The following is a 26,470-nucleotide window of genomic DNA, read 5'->3' as shown; positions in this document are numbered from 1 at the left end:
TATTTATGTGATGAATTTTTTGCGGTTTTGTTCTGTTGGTATTTCGCATTGATCTATTTTACCAAACCAGCGATACCTATTTTTCGCGATATAATCATAACAACTGTCTCGCCAGGAAGTTGGTATCAACCTGAAAATAGCAAGGATTTTAAAGGGGTATCCTAAATCCATTGCGATATATAATGCCGCAGTACTTTTTACTAAAACCTTTTGATTTCTAACGTATACAATGGAGTCTGTATTTGACGGCAGACCGCTGATAAAATCCTGTGCAATTTTAGACTGTAGGGAAGCAAATCTAAACTGATCTTTTTTGTCTTTCTTGATGATAAAATTGACTGTATTGTTGCAAAAATTGCAGACCCCATCAAATAAAATAAGCTGTTTAATATCTGCTTTCATCAATTGAAATTATAAATAAAAAGGGAGAACTTCCGAACTCCCTTTTACAAGTATGATTAAAGATTCTTCATAATGGTATGTCCCATTCGATCTCTTTTAGTTTTTAAATATTGCTCGTTATAAGGATTTGATTTGATTTCTATAGCAACATTATCTACGATTTCTAATCCATAACCTACTAATCCAGCTCTTTTTGCAGGATTGTTAGACATTAAACGCATTTTTGTTACTCCTAGATTGCGTAAGATTTGTGCTCCGATTCCGTAATCGCGTAAATCGGCTTTGAAACCTAATTGTGTATTGGCATCAACAGTATCAACTCCATTTTCTTGCAGTTTGTACGCTTGTAATTTATTAACAAGGCCTATTCCACGACCTTCTTGATTCATGTAAACAATAACCCCTTTACCTTCTTGTTGGATCATTTCCATTGCTTTGTGCAATTGTGGGCCACAGTCGCAACGGCAAGAGCCAAAGATGTCTCCTGTAAGACAAGAGCTATGTACGCGTACTAGAATTGGTTCGTCTTCTGTCCATTCCCCTTTATAAAGCGCGAGATGATGTTCTCCTGTATCTTTTTGAGTGTAAGCTTTCAATTTGAAATCACCAAATGCTGTTGGCATATCCACTTGAACTTCTTCGACGATAAGTGAATCATGTTTAAGACGATATTCGATTAGGTCTTCAATACTTACAATTTTTAAATCAAATCGCTTTGCTACTTCCATTAATTCCGGAAGTCTAGCCATTTCACCATCTTCTTTTAAAATTTCGACCAATACACCTGCAGGTTCGAAACCAGCAAGGCGAGCTAGATCCACAGTAGCTTCTGTGTGTCCTGTACGACGTAAAACACCACCATCTTTTGCAATTAGTGGGAAAATATGTCCTGGACGTCCAAGCTCAACAGGATCAATATTAGGATCAATAAGCGCTTTGATCGTTTTTGAACGATCTGATGCTGAAATTCCTGTTGTACAACCGTAACCTTGTAAGTCAACTGAAACAGTGAAGTTAGTCTCATAAACAGCGGTATTTTTACCTACCATTAATTCTAAATTCAATTCATCACAACGCTCTTTTGTTAAAGGAGCGCAGACTAACCCTCTTCCGTGAGTTGCCATGAAGTTGATCACTTCTGGTGTTGCATTTCTGGCTGCAGTAACAAAATCACCTTCATTTTCGCGGTCTTCATCATCCACTACGATGATCACTTTGCCAGCTTTTATATCTTCGATTGCTTCTTCAATCGTGTTTAATTTGAAATCCATTGATATCTTAAATGTATTTATACAAAGGTACTGTAGTATTCTCTTTTAATTATAATGTGCAAGTCAAAATGAGCTTATTATTGCAATTTTGCCTTCTTTTTACCAATCTTACTTTTAATCCAATTCAATCCAGCTTCAGCTTTTATTTTGTACTGATCAATATCAAATAAGGCCGAGTCAGTGGTTGATTTATACGTTAAAAATCCAGCTAATGGCGATAATATGATAATGGCCATCCACATTCCTAAAATAGGTGAAATTGCACCGTCCTTTGCGGATTTTTCTGCTACGGTAGAAATAATGTGGTAAATAAGAAAGAATATAATAGCCATGATAACAGGTAGACCAAGCCCACCTTTACGAATAATAGCTCCTAAAGGCGCACCAATAGCAAATAATAAAAGACATGAGACAGCTAATGTAAATTTCCGATGAAACTCAATGCGGTACCGGATGTCTTTGCCATTTAAATCTTTGTAATCAGGCAATTTGTTACTCAAATCGTCTTTCATGTAGTTTAACTGACTCAACGCATTTCCTGTAATCTGTGCACGCTGTTCGGGAAGAACAAGATCTTCTAATAAATTATTAAAAGGTTTTACCGAAGCAGGTTTTATCTTTTTGCCTCCTTCTAGGGTATTAAAATATGGAGAATATAGATTAAAACGATTATCTACAGTAAGCGAGAGAGAGTGCTTAAGACTGTCTAACTTCATTTTATTAGAATCGGTATACACTTTTAACTGTTTTAAGTTTAACATGGCGTGATGGCTCTTAAACAAATTTTCATCTGTTCGTTGCATCTTATTCCATTCCATATCAAATTTTTGCTCAGTTTCTTTAAATTTAAATCTCGTGAACTGCTGACGGGGATCGTAGCTTTTAGAACTTTTTACGCGTGCATCTTCATAGCGAATTCCATCTTTAAGTTTTAAGATCATATAGCTATTATCAGGAGAATTATAAATAAATCCTTCTTTAGCGATTAAAACCGTATTGCCAGCATTTCCACCTTGATTATCGTAAATCATCAAATCGTACAGGATTGTACCATTCTCATTTTTACCTTTTGCTCGTATTGAATAACCTGGAATAGTATTATTGAAAATACCAGGTTTTATTAAAAAATCAGCCTTTTTATTGCGGACATCATATAATAATGAACCCATCTTTAAATTTACGATAGGTAAAATGTAATCCGAAAAGAGAAATGAGCTTAAACTGAAAAAACCTACTAAAATGAATAAAGGAGTCATGGCTCTTCTGAGTGAAACTCCTGCTGCTTTGATGGCAACTAGTTCGTAACTCTCTCCAAGATTACCAAAAGTCATAATGGATGACAATAGCATAGAAAGTGGCATAGCCATAGAGATCTGAACCGCACATTGATAGCCGATTAGTTTCAGTATGACATACCATTCAAAACCTTTACCTATTAAATCATCTATGTATTTAAATAAGAAAAGCATTAAAAGCACAAACATCACAATACAAAAAGTGACGAAAAATGGCTTTATAAAGGATTTAAGAATAAGTAAATAAATCTTTTTCATCCGATCATATGTTCCTTTCTAAAGCTATGATATTTTTGAAGCTTTAGAGATCTATTTAATAGACCTTATTAAGATGCAAAGATATACTTTTTTATCCTCCAATTACACTTTGGAGATACTCAATTGAATTATTCCAGATCATTTTGCGATTTTCTACATCTTCTTCTTTTGCAAAATCAGTAATGCGGAGTGCTACATCATTTGTTAATTCGTCCTGATCAATTTCTAGTTCAAAGTAATAAGGCTCGTCCTCAAGCCATTTATAGCGGATTAGTTTGTTTTCTTTAACATTTACAATTTTGGCTTTTTGACCTTCATCATCCCAAATAAATTCATAAATAGATTCGCGGTAATTGACATCATCGGCAAACCATTGTGATAAGGCATTTGGCTCCTGTAAATAGGGGAATAAAATCCTAGGTGAAGAATTTACTATATATTCTAAGTTCAATTTTATTTTTTCAGCCATATTATATGAATATTTATTTTTTATTTACTTAAAAAAATCTATATTTGCATTCCCAAAAACGGCGGGGTAGCTCAGATGGTTAGAGCGCAGGATTCATAACCCTGAGGTCGGCAGTTCGATTCTGCTCCCCGCTACAAAACTCTAACATACTTTCTAACTGTGCATTGGTTATACTTATATATATTATTGTAATAATACATATTTATTTTGTCTTTGCAATTATTTTACAAAAAACTTTTCGATTTTAAAAATTAAAAATATTGCATGCTTAAGCTACTGATATTTTATGTTCTCACTTTTGTTTTTTTTATTATTACTATTTGTTTCATTATAAAGTAATTGCGTTTTTTTTGTGCGCTAAGGCGCTAAAACAGTGAAAAAAAATAAAAAAAAGCTTTTTATTTGAAGTGTTATTGCTATATTTGCATACCGAAAAACGGCGGGGTAGCTCAGATGGTTAGAGCGCAGGATTCATAACCCTGAGGTCGGCAGTTCGATCCTGCTCCCCGCTACTTAAAGGAGACACTATATATTAGTTGTCTCCTTTTTTTATGCCTAAATTTGGTGATACGGTATCTACTTCTTTATTGTTCTTAAAAAAATACTATTATATCAAAACAGTTTAACTTGGGAATGACTGGCGGTGCACTATAGCCGGGAGTACCATTTGTACAATGATCTTGCAAGCGGTAGTAGTATATTTCCGGATCCTATTCTAGTTTCATGCTCTTTACCACCGTTAGTTCAGTCTGTAGTTAATTTTACTTCGTTTAAGAATTTAGTAATAACTTTTAGAAATTGCTCAGGATATGCGAAATGAATATTGTGATCCACATTTTCAAAAGCAATATGTTTGATGAAGTTGGAATGCTTTTCAGCAAGTATTTTGTTTTCTGCATAAACAGGCATAGGATCGTGAACTGAAATTGCATCTAGTATGAGGACAGGAATGTCTACTTGTTTAAATATTTCAAATGGAGCTATTTTTATAATGGAGGAAGCATATTTACTGACATTGGGATTGCCGAATATTGCTTCTGACATCTGTAGACTGTCTCGCATATGATAGTATTCTTGTTGTCCGCGGTAGGTGATCCATTTTTGATCTAGCGGTTTCAAAAAACTTAAGATTTCAAATTGATCTGATTTATTGCTGTCATCATAAAGGCTTTTATAGGCAGCAAATTGATCGTTATAAAAGCCGAAATACTTTTCTTCTATGTCAGCAGGGAGATTGACTTCTTGTAATTTTTGTTCTAATTGTCTTTTATTCAACTTGAAGTAGCTGGTATTAAAGGCTACTGATCCGCCATCCTCCAGTATTAAACCTGCGACATATGTAGGAAACAGTTTATAAAAATTTGTTGCTAGGTAGCCTCCACGGGAAAATCCTCCTATAATAGCATGTTGAATTTCTAAAGTGTCCATTAATGATTTGATGTCAATACAGAGATCATCGAATGAAGCATCAAATGGTGCCAAAGGAGTTTTTCCGGCATTATATTGATCTATTGAAATAATACGGTAACCGATTTTGACAAGGTCTAATGCAAAAGGAGCAAATTCGTAAGCGTTACTTAGACTGCCATGGAGCCATATTAGCACTTTAGTTTTATTTTGATTGTCGCCCCATTGGAGATAGGATAAATTTACATTTTTAGTCTTTGTAGTCCTGCGATATTTTTGCTCATAAGTATTGAACTGTTTTGTAGCAGATTCATAATGAAGTTTAAGTTGAGTTTTATCTATTTCTTGAGCAAGCGAGGCTGCGCATGATAAGCAGCCGATAAGTAAAATGAAATGGAAAAGGACATGAATTGATCTATGGCACTTTGTGGGTACCATTGTAATTTTTGATTTTAAGAAGTTTAACATACAGGAATCAAAGCTAATTTTGACTGTTAAAGATAGTGTATAATCAGCTCGTAAAAAAATAAGTGAATATTCTTATCCTTACATAAATTTTCGAAGTAATTTCATCACCCATTCTTTTTTTGTATAAGGAGGATAGATAAGTTGCGACATGTTGAATGCTGATTGAAAAGCTACTGACCTTTCATGTGAAAATGTTTTAAAGCCGAAAATGCCATGACAACTTCCCATTCCGCTACCATTTACGCCTCCAAAAGGAAGGTTTGGGTTAGAAACATGGATGACAACATCATTTATACACGCGCCACCTGAACTCGTGCTTTTTAACAAGCGTTTTACGGTAAGTTTATTTTTACTGAAAATGTATAGGGCCAAAGGTTTACTCTTGCTATTGATGATATTTAATGGCATCTCTAGATCGTCATAGGGAATAACGGGGAGTATTGGGCCAAAGATTTCTTCCTGCATAATTTTGCTGTCTAGCGATACATGAGATAGGAGGGTAGGATAAATGGTCAATTCGGGCCACAGTACTTCTCCTCCCCAAGCTATGGAGGCCCCATTGTCTACAGCATCAGTGATCAATCCCACTAATCTTTCGGCATGTTGTCGATTGATGATCTTACTATATTGTGCCATATCCAGTTGCTGTTGGTCATTAAAAAACTGACGGCTAACAGCTTCTTTGTACTGCTGTATAAACTCTTCAAGTTTGGATCTTTGTATAAATACATGATCAGGTGCAATGCAGGTCTGACCTGCATTGATGAGCTTGCCCCAAGCAATTTTTGAAGCAGCATCTTTTATATCGGCGGTTTCGTCAATGATGACTGGTGATTTTCCTCCTAATTCGAGTGTAACGGTACTTAGATTTTTGGAAGCTGCCTGCATAACAGCTTTTCCTACCGTAGTACTTCCTGTAAAGAATATGTGATCAAAAGGAAGCTGAAGTAGGAATTCTGAAATAGAACGATCTCCTTCGAAGCAAGCTATGTCCTCTTCTTGAAAAGTATTTTTAATTAATTGCGTGATGACATTACTCGTTGCAGAGCTGATTTCTGAAGGTTTTAATATGATGCAGTTTCCAGCTGCAATTGCAGATATTAATGGACTCATAATCAGTTGAAATGGATAGTTCCAAGGTGCAATTATAAGACATACGCCTCTTGGTTGCTGATATATGCGATTTGTTGCCAATATACTTGTCAATGTCCTGCGGACCCTTTTTGGCTTCATCCATTGTTTTAAATTCTTGATGGCAAAATCAATTTCACTGAGTGCGAAAAATACTTCCGTAAGGGCGGACTCAAATTTACTTTTTCTTAGATCAGTCTGTAATGCATCGTAGATCTGTTCTTCAAATTCTTCAATTGCAGTTTTTAATCGACGTAATTTTAATATACGTTGTTGTGCTGTACTCCATTGGAGTACAGCTTTGTTTTTTTGCTGAAGTTCAAAAATGGTTTGGATATGATCTGTCATTAGTCAAGTATGTTTATAAGCTATGCTTCAAAAGTTATTTTTATTGTGGCAATTGCTGTATCCATTCTCGGATCAATGCAACTCCTTCTTTATGAATGATGGTACGCGCGAGTTCTGGCATTGCTGTTCCAGGTTCTACACTATTCATGCGATGTAGTAGAATAGACTGCGTTGGATTTCCGGGAATGATATCAAAATCTAATCCTCCAGCTCCTCCTCCAGCTGAAACGGGTGCTTTTTTTATGCCTAAATGATTTGGATTATTTTCTTCATAATCCAAAAATAGACCAGTATTAAATGCATCGCCACCTTTTGTATGACAATGTGCACAATTAATATCTAAATATGCACGTGCCCGCTTCTCTAAACTGTAATGTTTATTATCTGTCCATACTGGTAACTGTGCTACTTTTGAAATTTCGGGTAAGCCAACGAGTTTACCTTCTAAAGTCCATTTTGTTAGCTGGTTGTTCATTTGATCTTTAGGAATAAAGTTCAAATTTCTTGCTTTTGGACCTATTGGTGTTAGTGTACCGTTGTTAGTATGACACCTTTTGCAATCATTTGTATTTGGAACCATATAATTAGTGACATGTTTATTCCCATTTTCATCAAGTAAAGTAATCGGTACTTTAGCTCCTGTAATGTGTCTAATGGCATCGGTCTGTTCTTTATTCCAAAGGTAATTCATGACTATCCATTTTTTATTTTTGGGATCTTTCACTAATAACCGGGTTTCAATCATGATCTTTTGGTGCGCCTCATTAGTATAAGCAAAATTTTTGATGATAATGCTTGAATCTGGAAATTCTAAGGGGCCACTAGCCCTATAGTTGATCTGCTTTCCGTGCGGAAGTAAAATAAATCGATCTTTTATAGCATAGTCTGTAAATAAGGGTGTACTTAAATCATATCTGGTAACGCCTTTTACTGGTTCTAAATTTTTAAGGTTTCCTTTAAAAAATCCGTAATCTGAAAGTTTTTCCTTAAATGTAAACCCTTCACTACTATTATCGGATTTTGCTTTATTTGTGTTATTGCATCCTTGATGCATGAGCAAAATTAGGAATGTGCTGAGCAAGATGCTTATGGTTAAAAGGTAAGACTTTTGCATGATCATTTACATTGAAATGGTGCACTATCCGTATTTGGTTTCCAGTTTTCCGGCTTTGCAACATTTTGGAAGTCAGCGTTTACAAATAGATTTTCTTCAGGTTGATGGATACAGATAGAATCTGGATTTAATGCTGTTCCTTTTGTTAATACATTACTACTGAAACCGTCATATACGATTAATGGAATTCTTTTAAATTTGCGATTAGGGTCCAATTTATTTAGTTGTTCTTGAGTTGCAACTAATACTTGTCCAATTCGATGTTCGAATGCGGGTTTTGGAAATTCTGGTCCCATTTCAAGTTTATTGCTGTGTATTTTAATGTTTTTGGAAATAGGAGAATAGTTGGCATTAATTTTTTCTGCAGCTTTGTCATCTGTTGCAAAGCCTGATGCAATTGTAATTGCTGCGGTATTGTTTCCAGTAATTTTATTGTCGTAGATTTCAATATCTGAAGCTGCCAGGATGATAATACCACTTCCGGGCGAAGCATTTCCTACTCCCCAAGAGGTACCAAAACTTCCGCTTTTAGCAAAATTTCTAAAATTGTTGTCATAAATGTTGTTGTTATAAACTTTTACTTTACCACCCCTTTTCGATAAGTCTGGCAAATCAAAAATTAGAAATCCTGCTGTATTGTTATAAAATTCATTATTATATACTTCTGCATTAGATGTATTTTCAATTTCACATCCGGCCACATTTTTGGCTGCCTTACAATTGCGAACAATTGCGCCGTCTGTTTGGCCTACATAGATTCCTGCATCTGAAGAACCTTCTGTATAGCAATTTTCAACAAGGACATTTTTGCAGAGCACAGGATAAATCGCATAGCCTCCACTTGTCGAATCTGCTTGACTCCATAGCGCATGTAAATTTGCAACTTTCACATCACTACTATTGCTGATTTTTAACAAATCACCTTTAGAGTCACGAATGGTCATGTTCTCGATAGTAAATCCTTTGACATCGGTAACTCGGATACCTTCTCCGCCTTGCGTTTGACTGGAAAAATTGAGGACCGTTTTATCATGGCCTTCTCCATGAATTAAAATATGTTTGACCTGTACGATACTTAAATTGTCAAATTTGTAATTACCTGCCTGAAGTAAAATACTTGTACTGTCTTTTATTGATAAGAATGCTTCTTCAATCTTTGCTTCTTCGCCAGGTTTAAAAGTCAAGATATTAGCATAGTTGTCCTGCTGTTCTTTTGTTCCTTTACAGGAGCTTATCATTCCTACTATCATAAATAGTAAAGTAAGCTTTAGATAAAATGATTGTTTCATAATGGTTATGGTTTATAAGGTTAAAGGTTAGGGTTGGTTATAATATATTATAAGCATAGGTGACATAATATACTGCTCCAATTCTGGGATTTGCGATTCCAGTTGAATAGTATTTATTGGTTATGTTAGTTGCACCGAGACGAATTCCTGAGCGTGCTTTGATCAACTTATAACTAATTTGTGCATCTATTACTGCAGAACTTGGTACTTCTCCCGAAGCTAATCCTCCCGATACGACATAATGATATCCGGGTTTGTACCGTAAACTTGTATTGAATGACCAAACTTGTTTTTTACCAAAGCCACTGTTTCCAAATTCCATATTGATATGATAATTTGGTGTATTAAAATTATTGATCTGACTATCATTTTTATTTTTCAGGTAGTCGGAATAGTAATTAATTTTACCCAAAAAGTTATATCCCATGTCAACACTTAAACTGGCGGCATAACCATAGGTATTTACTGTCTCACCTCCATTAAAAGCAATGTTATACTGTATGTAAGTGCTGTGATCTTTTAAGGCGTTAACATCATCATTCCCTGGTGTGTTTGCTACATTGGCATAGCCAATGAAATTCTTCCAAGTGGAGAAATATCCTAGGATATCAATCATAAATCTATTGCCCAATAAGGCAGCATAACCCAATTCAAAAGCATTTACTGATTGCGGTTTGATGTCGTCATATTGAAATTTTTCAAGTACACCTGGATCACCTGTTTCTTGAAACTTGAGTACACTTTCATAGACATATGGTGGGTACTTGTCAAATTGATAATTATCGTTTAGTAAGCGTGATGAACCTCCAGATGAATAGCTGTTGTATCCATTTAAAGTATTTTGCAAGGCTTGTATATTCGAAGGAAAGCTATAGGCATTTTGGTAGGAGAAGCGAATGAAATTTTGGTTCATTGCTTCGAAAACCAGGGACGCCCGCGATGTAACTTTTGGTGAGGAGAACAGCGTGTTTTTATCATATCTAAATGAAGCTGCTATGTTCAATCGTTCTTCAGCTACTTTTTTCGCCATTTGCACGTATGCACTATATTCATTTACATTTATGGGTTTATCTTTATCAGGAAATAGGGTGTTTTTACTGTTTAAATTATATAAACGCCAATTGACTCCGGCAATAACAGTCATAAATTTGATTTGATTACTGAAGTTGTATTGGGCTTCGGTATTGTATAATTTACTACGATCAAGAAAGAGTGTACCCCCTTCTGAAATAGGTGTACTTGTGATACTATCTCTAAGTCGATTGAATAGCGGAGTGCCTAACTCTGCTCGTCCCTGATCTGCAAATGCTCGCGCAGCTAAGTGTGCATCATTGAGTGCTGCTCCTCCGGCAAGTGAATTGATCAGTTGGTATGTATACTCAGGATACCAACCACCAGCTTCTCCATCATAGCTTGTTTTCCAAGACTCATTAATGTATTGCGCTGTAGGTCCTGCTACTAATGTACGGCCAGAATTTTCTTGGGTAGTATAGGTTCGGACAAACCAGTTGTCGCTTTTTAATTCCAATCTGTACTGTCCTACTTTGAAACCTTTTAGTTGATATCGGGTATCATTGGTGTAAACGATATTTCCAGTGCCGAAAGTTCCTGATGCTATGGCTTCTATTTTAGGGCTTATCTTATAACGTAATTCTCCATTTATTTTAAAAAGTTTGGCGGTATTGTCTAAGTATCCATATTCTGGATATCCGGTACGAGCAACATAGTTGGGTTTACTCAGTAGTGGTTCTATAATAGGGGCTAGATCCGGATTTCCGGCAAGTGCTGCCTGTAGAAAGGGAGAAATATCGGTGGAGGTAGAGCCTCCGTAAAAATTTACGCCATTGTAGTTGGGATCAGTTAGGCTGGTTCCTGGTCCATTTTTATTGCTAGCATCATTGGCGACCCAATCTTTAGCCTGAGTATATTGTGTATTTATTTTGAAGGCGATTTTATCATTTATTTTTTTGGCGAAGCGAATTGTCCAATCGTAATAGGGGGAAGGTGATACAGGGTCATTTTTTTTCTTATTATTGATGTGATTGACCCCTTGAGTGATTAACACGCTAATTCCTTGGTATTTGAATGGATCTTTACCCGTCATAACCATAGTTCCATTTAATCCCCTTGAACCATATAATGCAGAGGATGCTCCTGAAAGAAGTTCAATATTATCCACATTGAGCTGGGTTAGACCAATTGCAGAGCCAAGCGGGAAATTTAGCCCGGGTGCCTGGTTGTCCATACCATCTACGATTTGGGTAAAATTAGTATTACCGCTTGTATTGAAACCTCTAGTTGTTACACTGGTAAAGCCAAGACTAGAGACAGTTACGTCTACTCCCTTTAGTCCTTGCATCATATCCATGTAATTGAGTTGCGGGGAGTTAACGACATCTTTGGCACTGATCTGTTCGATGGTAACTGGAGATGACAGTTTATTTTGAACTGTTCTGCTTGCCGAGACGACGACTTCTTGGCCAAGAATCTGGGCTGGTTTTAAAAGGAGTTCTAATGGTGTTGAAAAACTTTCTACGATGAATTCTTGAGGTTCATAACCTATTGAGGAAATCAATAATGTGATCGGAAGTGATTTAGAGGTTTTCAATTGAAACCTACCCCGATCGTCACTATACGTGCCATCGGTGCCATTTTTAACGCGAATCGAGATCGCGTATGCGGCTTCATTGGTGGTGCTGTTTTTAATGCTTCCTTTAATAAGGCTCTGCGCGAGGACTGTGCCGGACATACAGAGATAAAGGATCAGATTGAGTAAAAGGACCTTTTTCATATTTATAATTGGTTAGTTTTAGCAACAACATTAAAAAATATCAAAAATAGCTTTTACCCTTTCTCTAGTTTCTATCGAATACTACATTGCGGCTACTTTTTAATTCCTTTAAAAATCAAAGACACTAAAAATTTGGTGTCTTGCAGACTTTGCGAATAATCAATTTCAGGCTCTTGTTTTAGTATAGCCTGTTGCTCTACGCTGTGTTTTAGTGCATTAGAAAAATTGATCAGTACGGAAGCTGTATTTTTCGGATCTTTTAATTCCAATTCTCCCTCTTTAACTGCTTCTTCCAATAGCTGTGTGAGGAATGCTTTTTCTCGAATCATCAAGGCATCATATAGCTCGAAGAATCGCGGAAGTAATTTACCCATTGATTCTACTGAAACGCGATTCATGTTCAATACATTTTTATAATAATTGAATCGTGATTCGAGATAAAATGCAGTTCTATTTTCAATTCCTACTTTTTGAATCGTAGCACTTTGTAGCGAATGAATATAGTTTTCGCCTTCTTCTAATGCTACCTCGATGAATATATCTTCTTTGCTTTTATAGTAATAGTATAATGATGTTTTATTGAGGCCAACAGCTTTGGCAATATCTTCAAGGGTTGTTTTGTCCAAACCGAATTTCGCAAAACATTCCATTGCTGATTTACCAATTTTTTTCTTTACTTCTTCTTTCTTACTCATATTGCTTAGACTAAAGTTATAAATACAAATTCAATTTTCCAAACATTTTATTAAAAAGTTTGAAAAGTTGAAAATAACGTGTTTTAATTTTTTAAACTTAATAAAATTAAGGTATTAATAGTTTTTTATTGATCATCATCTTTATTTTTTCTTTATCAAAATAGATAAGATGATGGTTAATTAGGATTAGTACACATGATTATCAATAATAAGGAGTGAAAGAAAGAGGGAATGTTATTTTTGAAAGCATATCATTAAAATATACCATATTTTCTTTAAGATCTATAGATTTAAGCTACTTGGTTATTTGTTGAAGTTCATCAGGACCCAAGGTAAGATGTTTTGAATAATAAAATACGGGGGCCATAGCCCCCGTAATTCTTCTATGCTTAATTAGGGTTAAGCATCTTTTTGCTGAAATTGTGCTTCAACGTATTTTTTAAAGTTATTGAGGATGGCCTGCCACCCCGAGTGTTGTTGTTCTTCGGAATGTGAGGTTTCGCTATCAAAACTCTGAACGATTGTTACCACGTTTTTGTTTTCAAAAAATGTAGTACTTACCTTTCGGTTATCTCCAAGGGTATATGCTATATGCCTAAGAGGCCTCACTTCATCATATTGTCCTTCAAAATTAAAATCAAAACTTTTATCCTTTGCGGCCATGTGAAAACTGAATCGACCTCCATTTCGCAAATCATTGCTTACGCTTGTTGTTTCCCAATCATCGCTTGCAGCATTCCAGTGAATAATATGCTCTGGTTTGCTAAATAGTTTCCAGACATATTCTAAGGGGGCATTTATATCGGCACTGACTGTAATTGTTGACATAATTTGTAATTTATAAGGAATTAGTATAAAGGTAATTAATATTTTTATCAGGTTGAAATTTCCTGTTAATTATCATCAAAAGCTAGACTTTTCCAATTTTCTTTTTTCAGATATTTAATCATGATTAAAAATATAATCCACGCTATAATGGTAATCACCCAAATTATAATTTCGTATTCGTGAATAACGATATGTAAGTAACCTACTAATGCTAAAAGTCCTAATATAAACAGGTTGATGATTGTTCTACTTTTTCCGTTTTCTATAGATTGTGAAAAGGGAAAAGATTTGACTAGGAATAACATAACAAGAACACTTTCAATACCTCCTATGGCTGTTGCTAGCAGAATGTCATTGGTCACATGTGCGCCAAAAAGGGGGACACAAATGATTAGAAAAATTAAATTGAAGGGTACGAAATATTTTAAGAATGCTGATTTTAAAACTCCTGACATTAATTCTCCTGTTTGTTGAATAGGGGCTGCGTAATAGATCCATGCCGCTTTGTATTTTTCACTTTTAGTGATTAGCTGGAAAACAGTTAATACTGTAAAAAGCGATAGATAGAAAATCATAATATAAAGTCCTGATGTATTCACACGGTCAATTTGTTCAGCCAATGTATTATTTTTCCCCTGCAGAAATAGAAAAATGAAGTAAATCGGTAAGTAAGCCATTGTGGGATACAGTTGCATTTTAAACTCTCTAGACCGTGAAGTTATTAACCAAATGATTGAAAATCCCGCTTTTTCCAATGGTGTATTTGTGAATATTTTTTCTATTTTTTTATAAAACGAAATTTTCCCCTCTTGTGATAGTTCTTCTTTTTTAACTGGGCTGTCTCCGATAGCTAACTGTGCTATTTTATTATTAAAATCTTTCGAAAATAATTGTGATGACCCTAAAATGGCCACAATAAGTAAAATGATGCTGAGAGAAGCAAAAATAAGTGTCAAACCACTGAAATCTTTAACTAGCATAGCTTGAAAAGATGCGATCCATGTTCCTGGAGAAATCCATAGTAATTTAAGATGATAAATACTGTTTTCTCCTTCTGTAAAACTTTGCATTACTCTAGGGCCAATTTGATAACCTAGAAAAATAAAAATGGAAAAGAATATCTGGATGTAACTGATTGTATCTTTAAATTTTTGAATAGACAGAAAACGTAGACATAAGGAATAGAAAATATTGACAAAGAAAACCGCTATTAAAGCTGCGATTATAATTTGAACAAGAAACATCGATGCTGCAAAAATATTCCAACTGATAAATACATAGATTAATGCTGGTAATGTTATGGGCAGTAATTGCGTAGAAATCTTTATTAACATGTATAATATCCTTGAAAAAGCAACTGTTTTATCATTCACTGGTCTTGGTAAAATGATATATTGGTCCTTGTTATCAAGAAGAATTGTTGAGAAGTCTGTTATCAGCGATAATGATAATATGGATAATATAAACGTTAAGAATAATGATGTTGCTAAGAATTTATCGGGGATGATAATAACAAATGATAAGAACATGAGCCCCATAAGGGAGAAAATAAAAAATTGAAACCAGGTTGAATTTTTAGCTGGTTTCTTATTTTGATTCTTCGTGAACGAGGCTAAAGGACGACGATCATCTATTGTTAATTTTGTTTCAATTATTATCCTTAATTGGGCAACATCGATACCTATGCTTGTCCATAATTTGCTGAAAAGCAAAATGAATTTTAATGTTAATTTCTGCATATTATTTTATCGAATTGCTGAAATAATATGTGATGCATCTATGTTTCCATCTTCTTTTCCTGTGAGTTTTGAGAAAATTTGTTCCAACGTATCCGATTGGTTCGTTTTTAATTGCTCGAAACTTCCATCAGCTATAATATTACCTTCTGAGATTAACATAATGCGATCGGATACTTTTTCGACAACGTCCATCATGTGCGAGCAGTAAAATATTGTTTTGCCTTCTTTAGCCAAAAGGGAAATCAATTCTTTTACAATAATAACAGCATTAGCATCTAATCCGGATAATGGTTCATCTAAAATTATAATTTGGGGATTATGTATTATACCTGAAATTAATAATACTTTTTGGCGCATACCTTTAGAAAATGTATCCATCCTGTTATTTAAATTTTCTTCAAGACCAAATGCTTTAAGTAATTGTTGTGCCCTTTGTTGAATTAATGTATCTTCCATACCATACAGTTTACCTACAAAATCAAGGTATTCCATAGGCGTCAATACCTCATATAGTTCTGCATTTTCTGGTACATAACCGATTTGACTTTTTACGGTAAGCGGATCTTCTTTAATATCTATATCATTAATAAAAACCTCTCCTTCAAAATCATTTATCAAACCCGTAAGTATTTTAACTGTAGTCGATTTACCGGCACCATTGGGGCCAATATAACCGATTACTTGACCGGGATAAATATCAAGATTTATGCCCTTTAATATTTCTTTTGATCCGTATGATTTTCTAAGATTTGAAATTCGGATAATTGGTTTGCTCACATCCATAAAATAAATTATTCTGAGCTAAAGATATAAAATTTGAAAGGGTAATGATACTAATTTATGGAGAAAGAAATATTTGATTAAAAAGGTTTAAGAATTTAAGATTTGGATATCGTATTATAGAGAATATTTAACGATATCCATTTCTAAAATGAATCTGTGGTATATTCATTTGTATATGTTTCTAGAAATTTACGCTAGGTCCATTAATCATAATTAATGGGATAGCCTTCCTCATCTAAATCATCGCGTAAATCTTCCGGTGTTTCGGCTAGTTTCTTATCTATTGGCTTCAATTTTACTTCTCCTTCAATCCGCATTCCACCTTCTTCGAGATCGTCTTCGATGAGTTCGTCTAAATCTGCATATTCATCTCCAACGTAAGGGTTTGAATTGTCGTAAGTTGAATCGTCATCTGCAGCCCCTTCAGCGACAGTATCATAATCACTTGGGTGATCGTAATCAGGGTCGCTATCTTCCACATCTAATGAAAATGATTGTTTATCTGGATCGTAAGCTAATTGGTCGGCGTTTGAATTTTGAAGTTCATCTTCATTCGCGATTTTCTTTTTAGACATTTTAAATTCTCCTTTCTATATATAAAGAGAACAAAAGAACACTAGAAAAGTTTAAAATTAAGACTCGATTCTGATATCATATTCGCTAAGTAGGCCCGGCAGACTTAGGAGTGAAAACTTTGCTTTTTTTAATTTGTTTTTATTCGGTGATAGCATCAGATTTTGTGCATCTCGAAAATCGACCTGCTCCAAATTGGTCTGATCAAATATTGCTTGATTTAGATCACAATTTTGGAAAGATGACCCTGTTAGATCTGCTTCAGAAAAATCTACTTCCCGTAATTGGCAACTTCTAAAGGTTGTTTTTTTTAGCTTCAATTGATAAAATGAAGCATGATCGATATTGCAGTTTTCAAAAGTAAAAGATAAACCGAAGCGGTTGCATTGCTGAAATTGTAAGCCTAATAGTTTACAGTTTTTAAATCGGACTTGTTGGAATGTTGTTCCGGATAATTCGGCTAATGAGAAATTACAATCTATAAATGTACAATCTGCAAAAATGCTATTGTTTAATTTATTGTTTGAAAAGTCGCAGTTTTCGAAACGGCAATTATCGTATTCTGCTTGTTCAAAGTTATTTTTTTTATAATCGATGAAAGTTATTTTTTCTCCTTCGTAATATGCTGCGGTCATATCCAAAAATAGAAATTTTAATTTAGGAATATGTTATAAATAGTCCTCTTTATTTATTTTTATCAGTTCATAAGATGCTACAGAGCTATGAGAATAATGGGTTCATGATGAACAGGAATCCGAATTGATTTTGCAATAAAGCAATATGCATTGGCCTTAGTATGTAATTCTGTGGCAAGTGTCATCAATTCTGAATTTCTGATCCAGACGGTTGGTTGGAGTGTAATTTTTGTAAATTGACCAGCCCCAGATTTCTCTTCTGTTAGAATACCTATCGGTTGATCTTCATATCGTACTACTTGTATACCCGATTCGGCACAAAAGTGTAAATACCAAAGCATATGACAGGTTGATAGTGAGCTTAGGAATAAATCTTCTGGGTTATGTTTCGTTGGATCACCTAAAAAAGCAGGATCTGAAGATCCTGCAATTACTGCTTTGTGCGGTATGCTGATTTCAAAATCACGTTTATAGTCTTTATAGGAAGTGGTATCTTTTCCAGTATTTCCCGTCCAGATTACTTTTTGCTTGTATTGATGTTCTTTTGCCATATTAACGTATTTAGAAAGCTGAATTGATAATTCAGCTTTCTAAAATTAATATAATAATTTTCTATTCCGGGGTATTATTATCAACATTGATCATCCAATTGATGCCAAATTGATCTGTTAACATGCCAAAATATGCTCCCCAGAATGTTTGAGTCATTCTCATAGACTGTATTCCATTGACTGAAAGCATATTATAGATCCGATCTGCTTCTTCTTTATCTGTACTGTTAATTGATAGTGTAATATTCGTTCCTTTTATATAATTTCCACAATTACCATCTATACTATCGCTACCCATTAAAATACTATCTCCGTGAATGGGTAATGAAACATGCATGATTTTATCTTTCTGTTCGGGTGATAGCGGTGTTTGTCCCTCAGCTGTAGGCATCTCACCAAATCTACCCATGTACTGGAATTCTTTCTTGAAAACATTTTTATAGAAGTTAAATGCCTCTTCGCAGTTGCCTTCAAATGTTAAATAAGGATTGATCGTTGTCATGGTATTTTTATTTACTCCGTTTCTAGTTTTGTTTTTAACCTTTCTAAGCCTATGGCTAAATCACCGCCTAACATTTTATCAAAATCCATGCAGAGCAGCATGAGATTCATCGGGTAGGTCATGTGTCCATCAAATCCCCAGATTACTCTTGTTGCAGTTGGAGATATTGAATCAGTGATCATGTAAGCCTTATCTTTGGATTCAAATGGTTTAATAAATCGAATTTCAAAATCAATTCTTTTACCGTCTTCGATTTTAACAATTTCCTGCTCCCCTTTTCCTACACTATCTGCTTTACTGTCCCAAGCTGAAATAAATCCAACAGTTCCATCTGTACCTTGATATGTTTTTGTCATCAAAGGATCCATCATTGCCCATTTACTGAAGTTATTTTGATTGCGTAGGTATTTGATATAATCAAATACTTCTTGTTTTGGTTTGTTAATGGTGATTTCTCTTTTAACAGCATAATCTTTTTTAAGAAATAGAGCTGTTATTAAAAGTACTGCCACTATGAGAAGCAATACAATAACTATTTTCTTTAGAATTTTCATATTGGTAGTTTTAGTAGTTTATAACATCGCTTCTTTGGGAAATTTGTCTGCAATTAAATTTAAATTTATACCGTTTTCAAGGTATGCTTTGCAACCATCCAGTACTGTTGTAAATCCTCCGGTAGAATCTATTAATACCTGCAATAATTCATCTCCTGTTTGCTGGAAACCTTTTTGATGGATTGTGACATACGTACGATCTGGAGACAGTGATTTAAATTTGAACTCTACTAAAGTTTCGGGTGGTCCCCATAGTACTGTAATTTTTTCATTGGTGATGATATCCTGTACTGTAGCAGTACTTTTTACATCATACATTTCCCATTCCCAAATAACTGTTTTTCCTATTTCTAGTTTTCCGGAGCTTTTGGTAAACCAAAAATGCACAGTAATTGCAGGATCTATAAATGCTTGAAACACCTGTTCAACAGGTTTTCTAATTAACATTTGAGCTTCTACAGATATTTGATTTTTCATAACGGGTATTACTGAATCTGTTTTAAATAATTAATAATACTGATAACATCCTGTTTTCCTAATCCTGCATCATGTGCTTTTTGATACGTTTCCAGTAGCACTGTATTCATTGGGGTGTTAACACCTTCTTTTTTTGCGAGGTTTAGATCTTTTAACATGAAGTCCAATGCAAATGCGGGTGGATAATCTTGCTGTAATAGGAGTGGAGTTTTTACTTTAGTGGCTCCACTTCCACAGGCACTTTCATTGATTATTTCTAACATGTCTTCTGTTTTAATTCCACTTTTTTCAGCAAATAAAACTGTTTCGGCAAGGCCCTGATAGATGATAGAGAGAAAATAATTTATAGCCAGTTTAGCTGAAATGCCACTTCCTACCGGTCCAACATGCTTTACTGCCTTGCCTAATTTATTTAAATAGGGTAATACTTCTTGCAGGTCTTTTTCTTCTCCACCAGCCATGATAATCAATGTTCCTTCTTTAGCAGGCACAGTACTCCCTGCTACAGGTGCATCCATAAACCGAGCTTGCTTTTCTTGAATTTTTTGTGCTATCGTTAAAGTAAGGTCTTTGGAAATCGTACTCATATCGATAAATATCTTTCCTGATATATCTTCAAGATGAAATATATCTTCATAAAGATCTATTATTGCCGCATCGTTCGAAACCATGGTGAAGATAATATCACAGTTTTTGACTAATTCGATGGCACTTATATAAACTTCTGAAAGATCTGTGAATGGTTCTGATTTACTTGGGGTTCGATTGAAGACGGAAAGGGGAAATCCTGCATTTTCTAGATTTTTTGCCATTGGAAATCCCATGTTTCCCAATCCGATCCAACCTATATTTTTATGATGCATATGTATTAAGTTTATAACAGGTATAACAACTATTTTTTAAGATGGTTTTTACTTTTAGAGGTGATTATTTGTTTGATAAGCGTGATTACAAGAAAAGGTTATTTACGGCTTCGTTAACGGAAGAGTTTTGTAAATAACCTTTTTTATAAATGAATTGAATAGGCTTAGAAATAATCATCTTTAATGATAACTACTTGTTTTCGTATTCGTAAATTTTAAGATATAATTCCTCGACCTTTTTTCTTGCCCATGGTGTTTTTCTTAAAAAAGCTAGCGATGATTTAATACTGGGATTTTCGTTGAAACAGCGAATATTGATCCGTTCTCCTAATCCTTCCCAACCTTCAAAATAAGCAATTAGATATTCTAGTATTGTATCCAGTCTTTTTCCGTGAAGTGGATTATTTTTTTGTTCCATTGTTTGAGTGTTTTTTAAAATTTAGATCTTGAAAGTCGAAACTAAAATCTGTCTGTGGTGATATGGGATTCATTGTAAAGCCCGCTATGTCTTTGTCTTGAATAGTGAAGTGTACAAATGCATCTGCATACATCAAGCGATTGTACCATTTGACAACATACGTGCTGTCTTGATAATAGTAAAGCTCACCACTGAGTTGGGGAGAACGTTTTGAAGCGAATGTTAATCGTCCATTTTCAGTTTTAATTGATACTTCTCCAAGCCAATTGTCGAGATATTTACCTGGTATTGTTTGTCGAAATTGATCTTGAATGTTTTTATTCTCTTCTACGATTTGCCACGTTTTCTGTGTTATGAGATCAGCTTCGGCATTGTTTTTTGCAATTGAAGTTTGATAGGTGGTAATCCAGTGTTGATCGTTAATACCTAAATAAAAATCTTTTATAGTATTACTGATGGCAGTGAATGCTGCACCTTCTTGCTGATTGGTGAGCACTACAATACCCAGTTTTAATTGTGGAAGCATAACGATTTGTGTGACAATTCCTTCTAATCCTCCCGTGTGGGAAACCTCTAATTTACCCGCCATATCTGTCAGACGAAAGCCAAGGCCATATGCTCTGAATAATGAATTGTAAGGGGGAACAGTACTAACAGGCATGATTGTCTGTGGTGTGATCAATTCTTTTAATTGCTTCTTGGAGATCAGCTGATGTCCATTATTCTCGCCATTGTTGAGGTGAAAAATCATCCATTTGTTGAGATCGTCCACATTGGAGTATATGCCTCCGGCTGCATCTAAAATGGTATTGGTATAGCGTGTACTGACATGATTTATACCATCTAGAGGTACATGTGGAGCGATCACATCTTGGCGATCTTGCAACATGTTCCAGTTTGGTGCAGAATGATCCATTGCCAACGGTTTAAATATCCTTTCCTGAATATATGTCTGCCAACTTTGACCTGATACTTTTTCTAAAACTTTTCCAGCTATAATATATAGCAGATTATCATAATCATATTTTGTGCGAAAATCGGATGTAGGTTTTAAATACTGGATGTTATGGATAATGTCATCGGGAGTAAAGTCATGTCCATCGGGCCATATCATTAAATCTCCGGCACCTAGTCCCAAACCACTTCTGTGAGTTAGGAGATCACGAATCGTGAAGTTTTTAGTTACATAATCATTATACATCTTGAATTCCGGGATGTATTTTTGTACGTTGTCATCCCAGTTTAATTTACCTTCATCTACTAAAATAGCCAGGGCAGTGGTTGTAAAGGCCTTTGAATTGGAGGCAATTCCAAAGTTCGTTGAAGCATGAACTTTATTCATTCTATTTAAGTCGGCAATACCATATCCTTTGGCTAATATTACCTGGTTATCTTTTACGATACCCACGGCTATTCCCGGCACATTAAAGGTTAATAATGTTTTCTGGACAATGGAGTCTACGACACTTTCTTGTATATGCTGTGCAAATAAAGAAGTGCTGCTAAAAAATAGAAGAGCTATACAAGCTATTTTTTTCATTCATTTGTGAGATTATATTCAAATATCTAAATAAAACAGCAATTGTATAGTCTTAATATAAGAAATACAGTAATTTTTAAGGGATGTATTAAGTACTTTTTGCTCCTCTGGTCAATTTTTCGACCGTGTCCCATTGTTCCTCTGAAACGGCATCGAGTCCATTAAATTCTCCAGCACCTTTTAACCATTCTCCGCCATCGATTGTGATCACATCACCATTGATGTATGCTGAATAGTCGGAAACGAGGTATGCAGCCAAATTGGCTAATTCTTGTAAGTTACCAGTTCTTCCAAGAGGTATCCTGTTGACAGGGTTGAGGGTGTCACTTAGGTTACTTGGAAAGAGGCGGTCGAAAGCGCCAGTTGTATGAAAAGGGCCGGGAGCAATTGCATTTAATCGAATTCCTTTGCGTCCCCACTCAACTGCTAACGATCTTGTCATCGCTAATACTCCAGATTTAGCACAAGCAGAGGGTACGACATAACCTGAACCGGTACTTGCGTAGGTCGTTACAATATTAAGTACTGTTTTATCTTTATCCTTGTTTGCAATCCAAATTTTTCCAAGTGCCAGTGTGCAGTTTATGGTACCCTGAAGTACAATTCCTAAAACAGATTCAAATGCACGGTGGCTTAATCTTTCTGTCGGCGAGATGAAATTTCCGGCGGCGTTATTCACTAATATGTCAATTGAGCCAAGCTGTTTAATACCATAATTAATGACTTTCTCTACTTGGTCATAATCGCGAACATCACAGGCAATTGCTATACATTTACCATTAGTTTCCTTACTAAGCTCTGCTGCGGTTTGCTGGATAACATCGTCTTTTCGACTCGTGATGATGCATTGCGCCCCTAATTGTAAAAAGTATCGGGTCATAGCTTTACCAAGACCTGTTCCACCTCCGGTAATCAATATGTTTTTTCCCATTAGTGCATCCTCACGAAGCATTCCTTGTGTTGTACTCATGTGATATTATTTAGTGTTTGTAATCAATTATATCATCCAATTTACAAAAAAATAATCTTCCTTTTCGAGTTATTTATGATATGCTTTTTAATGTATTTGATAAACTTTGTTCCTGGTGGTTGGAAATACTGGAAGAGGTGTAGGTTATTTAAAGAACAAAAGGCCTGTCTCATTGAGACAGGCCTTTTGTGATTATATGTTTAAGACGCATGAGCTAACTCATGTTCTATTGCATTTATGCTCCTAATTGAACACGTTTGAATGCAGTAACAGTTAAACCTTTAGAAACTGAATCTAAGAATTGAGCGATAGATTTAGAATTATCTTTCACGAATTCTTGGTTCAACAAAGTCGTTTCTTTGAAGAATTTGTTCAATTTACCAGCAGCGATTTTTTCTGCCATTTCAGCAGGTTTTCCTTCAGCCATGATTTGTTCTTTAGCGATAGCAATTTCACGCTCGATTGTATGCGCATCAACACCATCTTTATCAATAGCAATAGGGTTCATTGCAGCGATTTGCATAGCCACATCTTTACCAGCTTCTTCAACACCATCAACATTTGCAGATAAACCAACTAACACACCTAGACGGTAGTTTGCGTGGATATAAGCAACAACTTTCTCAGCAGAAACAGTTTCGTATTTAGAAACGTCAATTTTCTCACCGATTTTACCAGTTTGATCGATTAATAAATCAGCAATTTTAGTACCGCCAATTTCTAATGCTTTTAGGTCTTCTAAAGTAGCAGGTTTGTTTGCTAAAGCAACTTCAGCAACTGACTCAGCGAAAGCTACGAAATCAGCATTTTTAGCTACGAAATCAGTTTCACAGTTAACTTCAACTACGATACCTGATTTGCCATCAGCTGTAGCTTTAGCAATGATAACACCTTCGTTAGAATCGCGGTCTTGACGGCTAGCAGCAACTTTAGCTCCTTTTTTACGTAAGTAATCAACAGCAGCTTCGAAATCACCGTTTGCTTCAACTAACGCTTTTTTACAATCCATCATACCTGCGCCTGTTTGTTGACGCAACTTGTTTACATCTGATGCAGAAATTTGTACTGACATGATATATTCTTTTTAAATTTTTGACTTATTATTTTCTTGACAATATTAGCATAACTATTGTTAAGCTAATATAAAGTTTATCATTTCTTATTCGAGAAATGATAAACCAAAAAACCGGACAGATAGGTTAGCCCAAGAAAAGAATTCTTTTCCAGAAACCAACGCTACGCTATCCGGTTTGGAATAAAAAATATTATTCTCCGTCTTTCGCTTTACGAGGACGTTTAGCTTCTGAAGCTTCAGTAGTATCAACTTTAGCCTTAGCTGCAGCTGCTTCTTTTTCTGCTTCGTCTTCTTTATCACGTTTGCGCTCGTCCAAACCTTCTTGGATTGCTTGACCAATGATACCAGCGATTAAGCTAATAGATTTACTAGCGTCATCATTTGCAGGGATTGGGAAATCAATGTTTGAAGGGTCAGAGTTTGTATCAACCATTGCAAAAGTAGGGATGCTCAATTTGATTGCTTCAGTAACAGCGATGTGTTCTTTTTTCACATCGATGATGAATAAAGCAGCCGGTAAACGGTTCAAATCAGCGATACCTCCTAATAGAGACTCTAATTTGATACGCTCACGTTGAATCATCAACTTCTCTTTTTTAGATAATACATCGTATGTACCATCTTTTTGCATTTTGTCAATAGTAGACATTTTTTTGATGGACTTACGAACTGTTGTGAAGTTTGTAAGCATACCACCTAACCATCTTTCTGTAACGAAAGGCATGTTAACTGCTTTCGCTTGTTGAGCGATGATTTCTTTTGCTTGTTTTTTCGTTGCTACGAATAAAACCTTACGACCTGATTTTACGATTTGTTTGATAGCTGAAGCAGCTTCTTCCAATTTCGTAAGCGTTTTGTTCAAGTCAATGATGTGGATACCGTTACGTTCCATGAAAATGTACTTAGCCATTTTCGGATCCCATTTACGTGTAAGGTGACCAAAGTGCACACCTGCATCCAATAAGTCTTGATAAGTTGTTCTTGCCATTTTTTGATCCTCCTTTGATTAACGTTTACTGAATTGGAATCTCTTACGAGCTTTCTTGCGTCCTGGTTTCTTACGCTCAACCATACGGTCATCACGTGTAACTAAACCTTTAGCACGTAAAGCTGGTTTAACTTCTGGGTCTAATTCAACTAATGCTTTCGCAATAGCTAAACGTACAGCCTCAGCTTGTCCTTTTACACCACCTCCATTAACGTTCACTTTCGCATCAAAATTCCCTGCTTGACCTGCTACTTCTAATGATTGAGTAACAATGTATTGCAAAGGCAATGTTGGGAAATATTCTTTGTAGTCTTTACCATTGATTGTAAGGACTCCGCTACCAGCAGTTAAGTAAATGCGGGCAACAGCAGTTTTTCTTCTTCCTGAAGTATTAGTTGTTGACATGTCGATTCTCCTTAAAATTTAACTGGTTTTGGATTTTGAGCCTCTTGTTTGTGCTCAGTTCCAGCATAAACATAAAGGTTTTTAAACAATTGACGACCTAAACGGTTTTTAGGAAGCATACCACGAACAGCTTTTTCAATAACGCGCTCAGGGTGTTTTGCCAATAATTCTTTTGGAGTGATGAAACGTTGACCACCCGGGTATCCCGTGTAGCGAACGTAAGTTTTGTCACCCAATTTATTACCTGTCAATCTAATTTTTTCTGCATTGATAACGATAACATTATCTCCGCAATCTACGTGAGGGGTAAACGATGGCTTGTGCTTTCCGCGAATTACTTTCGCAATTTCGCTTGCCAAGCGCCCCAAAATCTCGCCTTCAGCATCAACAACGATCCATTCTTTGTTGATGGTGTTCTTGTTGGCAGAGACAGTTTTGTAACTTAACGTATTCACTTGCTTTTAATTAAATAATTAATAAAATTTTATTCACTTCTTTTCCCTGTGTCTCAAGGGTCTGCAAAGGTACTTTTAATTTCTTGATTACGAAAATCTATTTTACTTTATTTTAAGCAGTTTCATTTTAATCTGAAGCACTTAAGATTAATTTAAATCCGGCGTAATGTCATAAT

General features: G+C 35.3%; 27 protein-coding genes and 2 tRNA genes. 2 read left to right on the top strand and 27 right to left on the bottom strand.

Features of this window, described 5'->3' with window-relative positions:
• Window positions 1-3: 3 nt before the first annotated feature.
• The 4 genes from FHR29_RS21475 to FHR29_RS21460 form a co-directional block, all read right to left on the bottom strand.
• Window positions 4-402, bottom strand: a complete 399-nt coding sequence (locus FHR29_RS21475; RefSeq protein ID WP_183917167.1) for a thiol-disulfide oxidoreductase DCC family protein — start codon at window positions 400-402, stop codon at window positions 4-6.
• A 56-nt stretch (window positions 403-458) separates the two neighbouring features.
• A complete protein-coding gene (locus FHR29_RS21470) occupies window positions 459-1,673 on the bottom strand; it encodes a bifunctional 3,4-dihydroxy-2-butanone-4-phosphate synthase/GTP cyclohydrolase II (protein WP_132842993.1) in 1,215 nt (404 codons plus the stop codon).
• A gap of 77 nt (window positions 1,674-1,750) precedes the next feature.
• Window positions 1,751-3,226, bottom strand: coding sequence for an LptF/LptG family permease (locus FHR29_RS21465; RefSeq protein ID WP_183917165.1), 1,476 nt, complete (start codon window positions 3,224-3,226; stop codon window positions 1,751-1,753).
• A gap of 91 nt (window positions 3,227-3,317) precedes the next feature.
• Entirely contained in the window at window positions 3,318-3,695 is a 378-nt protein-coding gene (locus tag FHR29_RS21460) for an START-like domain-containing protein (RefSeq protein WP_021192118.1), read from the bottom strand.
• A gap of 60 nt (window positions 3,696-3,755) precedes the next feature.
• Here FHR29_RS21460 and FHR29_RS21455 point away from each other — a divergent pair.
• Both FHR29_RS21455 and FHR29_RS21450 read left to right on the top strand, forming a co-directional pair.
• Window positions 3,756-3,829, top strand: a tRNA-Met gene (locus tag FHR29_RS21455).
• Between the two features lie 304 nt (window positions 3,830-4,133).
• A tRNA-Met gene (locus FHR29_RS21450) sits at window positions 4,134-4,207 on the top strand.
• Between the two features lie 232 nt (window positions 4,208-4,439).
• Here the strand turns inward: FHR29_RS21450 and FHR29_RS21445 are convergent.
• The 23 genes from FHR29_RS21445 to rplM form a co-directional block, all read right to left on the bottom strand.
• Entirely contained in the window at window positions 4,440-5,540 is a 1,101-nt protein-coding gene (locus tag FHR29_RS21445) for an alpha/beta fold hydrolase (RefSeq protein ID WP_183917163.1), read from the bottom strand.
• 108 nt (window positions 5,541-5,648) lie between these two features.
• Window positions 5,649-7,049 carry an aldehyde dehydrogenase family protein gene (locus FHR29_RS21440; RefSeq protein WP_183917161.1) on the bottom strand — a complete coding sequence of 467 codons (1,401 nt, stop codon included), beginning with the start codon at window positions 7,047-7,049 and terminating at the stop codon, window positions 5,649-5,651.
• Window positions 7,050-7,089: 40 nt separating this feature from the next.
• A complete protein-coding gene (locus FHR29_RS21435; protein ID WP_183917159.1) occupies window positions 7,090-8,163 on the bottom strand; it encodes an SO2930 family diheme c-type cytochrome in 1,074 nt (357 codons plus the stop codon).
• A 2-nt stretch (window positions 8,164-8,165) separates the two neighbouring features.
• Window positions 8,166-9,452: a parallel beta-helix domain-containing protein gene (locus FHR29_RS21430; RefSeq protein ID WP_132770974.1), complete on the bottom strand. Its 1,287-nt coding sequence runs from the start codon at window positions 9,450-9,452 to the stop codon at window positions 8,166-8,168.
• Between the two features lie 37 nt (window positions 9,453-9,489).
• On the bottom strand, window positions 9,490-12,243 hold the full coding sequence (locus FHR29_RS21425) for a carboxypeptidase-like regulatory domain-containing protein (RefSeq protein ID WP_183917157.1): 2,754 nt from the start codon (window positions 12,241-12,243) through the stop codon (window positions 9,490-9,492).
• A gap of 92 nt (window positions 12,244-12,335) precedes the next feature.
• A complete protein-coding gene (locus FHR29_RS21420; protein ID WP_021188558.1) occupies window positions 12,336-12,938 on the bottom strand; it encodes a TetR/AcrR family transcriptional regulator in 603 nt (200 codons plus the stop codon).
• Between the two features lie 399 nt (window positions 12,939-13,337).
• Window positions 13,338-13,766, bottom strand: coding sequence for an SRPBCC domain-containing protein (locus tag FHR29_RS21415; RefSeq protein ID WP_183917155.1), 429 nt, complete (start codon window positions 13,764-13,766; stop codon window positions 13,338-13,340).
• A 65-nt stretch (window positions 13,767-13,831) separates the two neighbouring features.
• Window positions 13,832-15,505 carry a hypothetical protein gene (locus tag FHR29_RS21410; RefSeq protein WP_183917153.1) on the bottom strand — a complete coding sequence of 558 codons (1,674 nt, stop codon included), beginning with the start codon at window positions 15,503-15,505 and terminating at the stop codon, window positions 13,832-13,834.
• Between the two features lie 6 nt (window positions 15,506-15,511).
• On the bottom strand, window positions 15,512-16,288 hold the full coding sequence (locus FHR29_RS21405; RefSeq protein ID WP_021188562.1) for an ABC transporter ATP-binding protein: 777 nt from the start codon (window positions 16,286-16,288) through the stop codon (window positions 15,512-15,514).
• A 203-nt stretch (window positions 16,289-16,491) separates the two neighbouring features.
• On the bottom strand, window positions 16,492-16,863 hold the full coding sequence (locus tag FHR29_RS21400; RefSeq protein WP_132842973.1) for a hypothetical protein: 372 nt from the start codon (window positions 16,861-16,863) through the stop codon (window positions 16,492-16,494).
• 57 nt (window positions 16,864-16,920) lie between these two features.
• On the bottom strand, window positions 16,921-17,496 hold the full coding sequence (locus tag FHR29_RS21395; RefSeq protein ID WP_168127114.1) for a pentapeptide repeat-containing protein: 576 nt from the start codon (window positions 17,494-17,496) through the stop codon (window positions 16,921-16,923).
• Window positions 17,497-17,573: 77 nt separating this feature from the next.
• Complete coding sequence (locus FHR29_RS21390) at window positions 17,574-18,047, bottom strand: OsmC family protein (RefSeq protein ID WP_183917151.1); 474 nt, start codon at window positions 18,045-18,047, stop codon at window positions 17,574-17,576.
• Window positions 18,048-18,108: 61 nt separating this feature from the next.
• On the bottom strand, window positions 18,109-18,549 hold the full coding sequence (locus FHR29_RS21385; protein ID WP_132842967.1) for a VOC family protein: 441 nt from the start codon (window positions 18,547-18,549) through the stop codon (window positions 18,109-18,111).
• Between the two features lie 11 nt (window positions 18,550-18,560).
• On the bottom strand, window positions 18,561-19,103 hold the full coding sequence (locus FHR29_RS21380) for an SRPBCC family protein (protein ID WP_132842965.1): 543 nt from the start codon (window positions 19,101-19,103) through the stop codon (window positions 18,561-18,563).
• An 18-nt stretch (window positions 19,104-19,121) separates the two neighbouring features.
• Window positions 19,122-19,580 (bottom strand): SRPBCC family protein, encoded by a 459-nt coding sequence (locus tag FHR29_RS21375; RefSeq protein ID WP_183917149.1) that lies wholly within the window; start codon window positions 19,578-19,580, stop codon window positions 19,122-19,124.
• An 8-nt stretch (window positions 19,581-19,588) separates the two neighbouring features.
• A complete protein-coding gene (locus tag FHR29_RS21370) occupies window positions 19,589-20,443 on the bottom strand; it encodes an NAD(P)-dependent oxidoreductase (RefSeq protein ID WP_132842961.1) in 855 nt (284 codons plus the stop codon).
• Window positions 20,444-20,633: 190 nt separating this feature from the next.
• Window positions 20,634-20,861, bottom strand: coding sequence for a VF530 family DNA-binding protein (locus FHR29_RS21365; protein WP_021188570.1), 228 nt, complete (start codon window positions 20,859-20,861; stop codon window positions 20,634-20,636).
• Window positions 20,845-22,401 (bottom strand): serine hydrolase, encoded by a 1,557-nt coding sequence (locus FHR29_RS21360; RefSeq protein WP_183917147.1) that lies wholly within the window; start codon window positions 22,399-22,401, stop codon window positions 20,845-20,847. Before FHR29_RS21360 ends, FHR29_RS21365 begins: the two co-directional genes overlap by 17 nt.
• 88 nt (window positions 22,402-22,489) lie before the next feature.
• Entirely contained in the window at window positions 22,490-23,371 is an 882-nt protein-coding gene (locus FHR29_RS21355; RefSeq protein ID WP_021188572.1) for an SDR family oxidoreductase, read from the bottom strand.
• Window positions 23,372-23,606: 235 nt separating this feature from the next.
• On the bottom strand, window positions 23,607-24,443 hold the full coding sequence (gene tsf, locus FHR29_RS21350) for a translation elongation factor Ts (protein ID WP_132842957.1): 837 nt from the start codon (window positions 24,441-24,443) through the stop codon (window positions 23,607-23,609).
• Between the two features lie 193 nt (window positions 24,444-24,636).
• Complete coding sequence (gene rpsB, locus FHR29_RS21345; protein ID WP_021188574.1) at window positions 24,637-25,434, bottom strand: 30S ribosomal protein S2; 798 nt, start codon at window positions 25,432-25,434, stop codon at window positions 24,637-24,639.
• Between the two features lie 18 nt (window positions 25,435-25,452).
• Complete coding sequence (gene rpsI, locus FHR29_RS21340) at window positions 25,453-25,839, bottom strand: 30S ribosomal protein S9 (RefSeq protein ID WP_021188575.1); 387 nt, start codon at window positions 25,837-25,839, stop codon at window positions 25,453-25,455.
• 11 nt (window positions 25,840-25,850) lie between these two features.
• Window positions 25,851-26,294, bottom strand: a complete 444-nt coding sequence (rplM, locus tag FHR29_RS21335) for a 50S ribosomal protein L13 (RefSeq protein ID WP_021188576.1) — start codon at window positions 26,292-26,294, stop codon at window positions 25,851-25,853.
• Between the last annotated feature and the right edge of the window lie 176 nt (window positions 26,295-26,470).

Origin of the sequence: Sphingobacterium sp. JUb56 (assembly GCF_014191365.1) — a bacterium.
GTDB classification, from domain to species: domain Bacteria; phylum Bacteroidota; class Bacteroidia; order Sphingobacteriales; family Sphingobacteriaceae; genus Sphingobacterium; species Sphingobacterium anhuiense.
The sequence above is the reverse complement of the archived record's forward strand: the minus strand, read 5'-3'. Positions and strand labels throughout refer to the sequence as shown.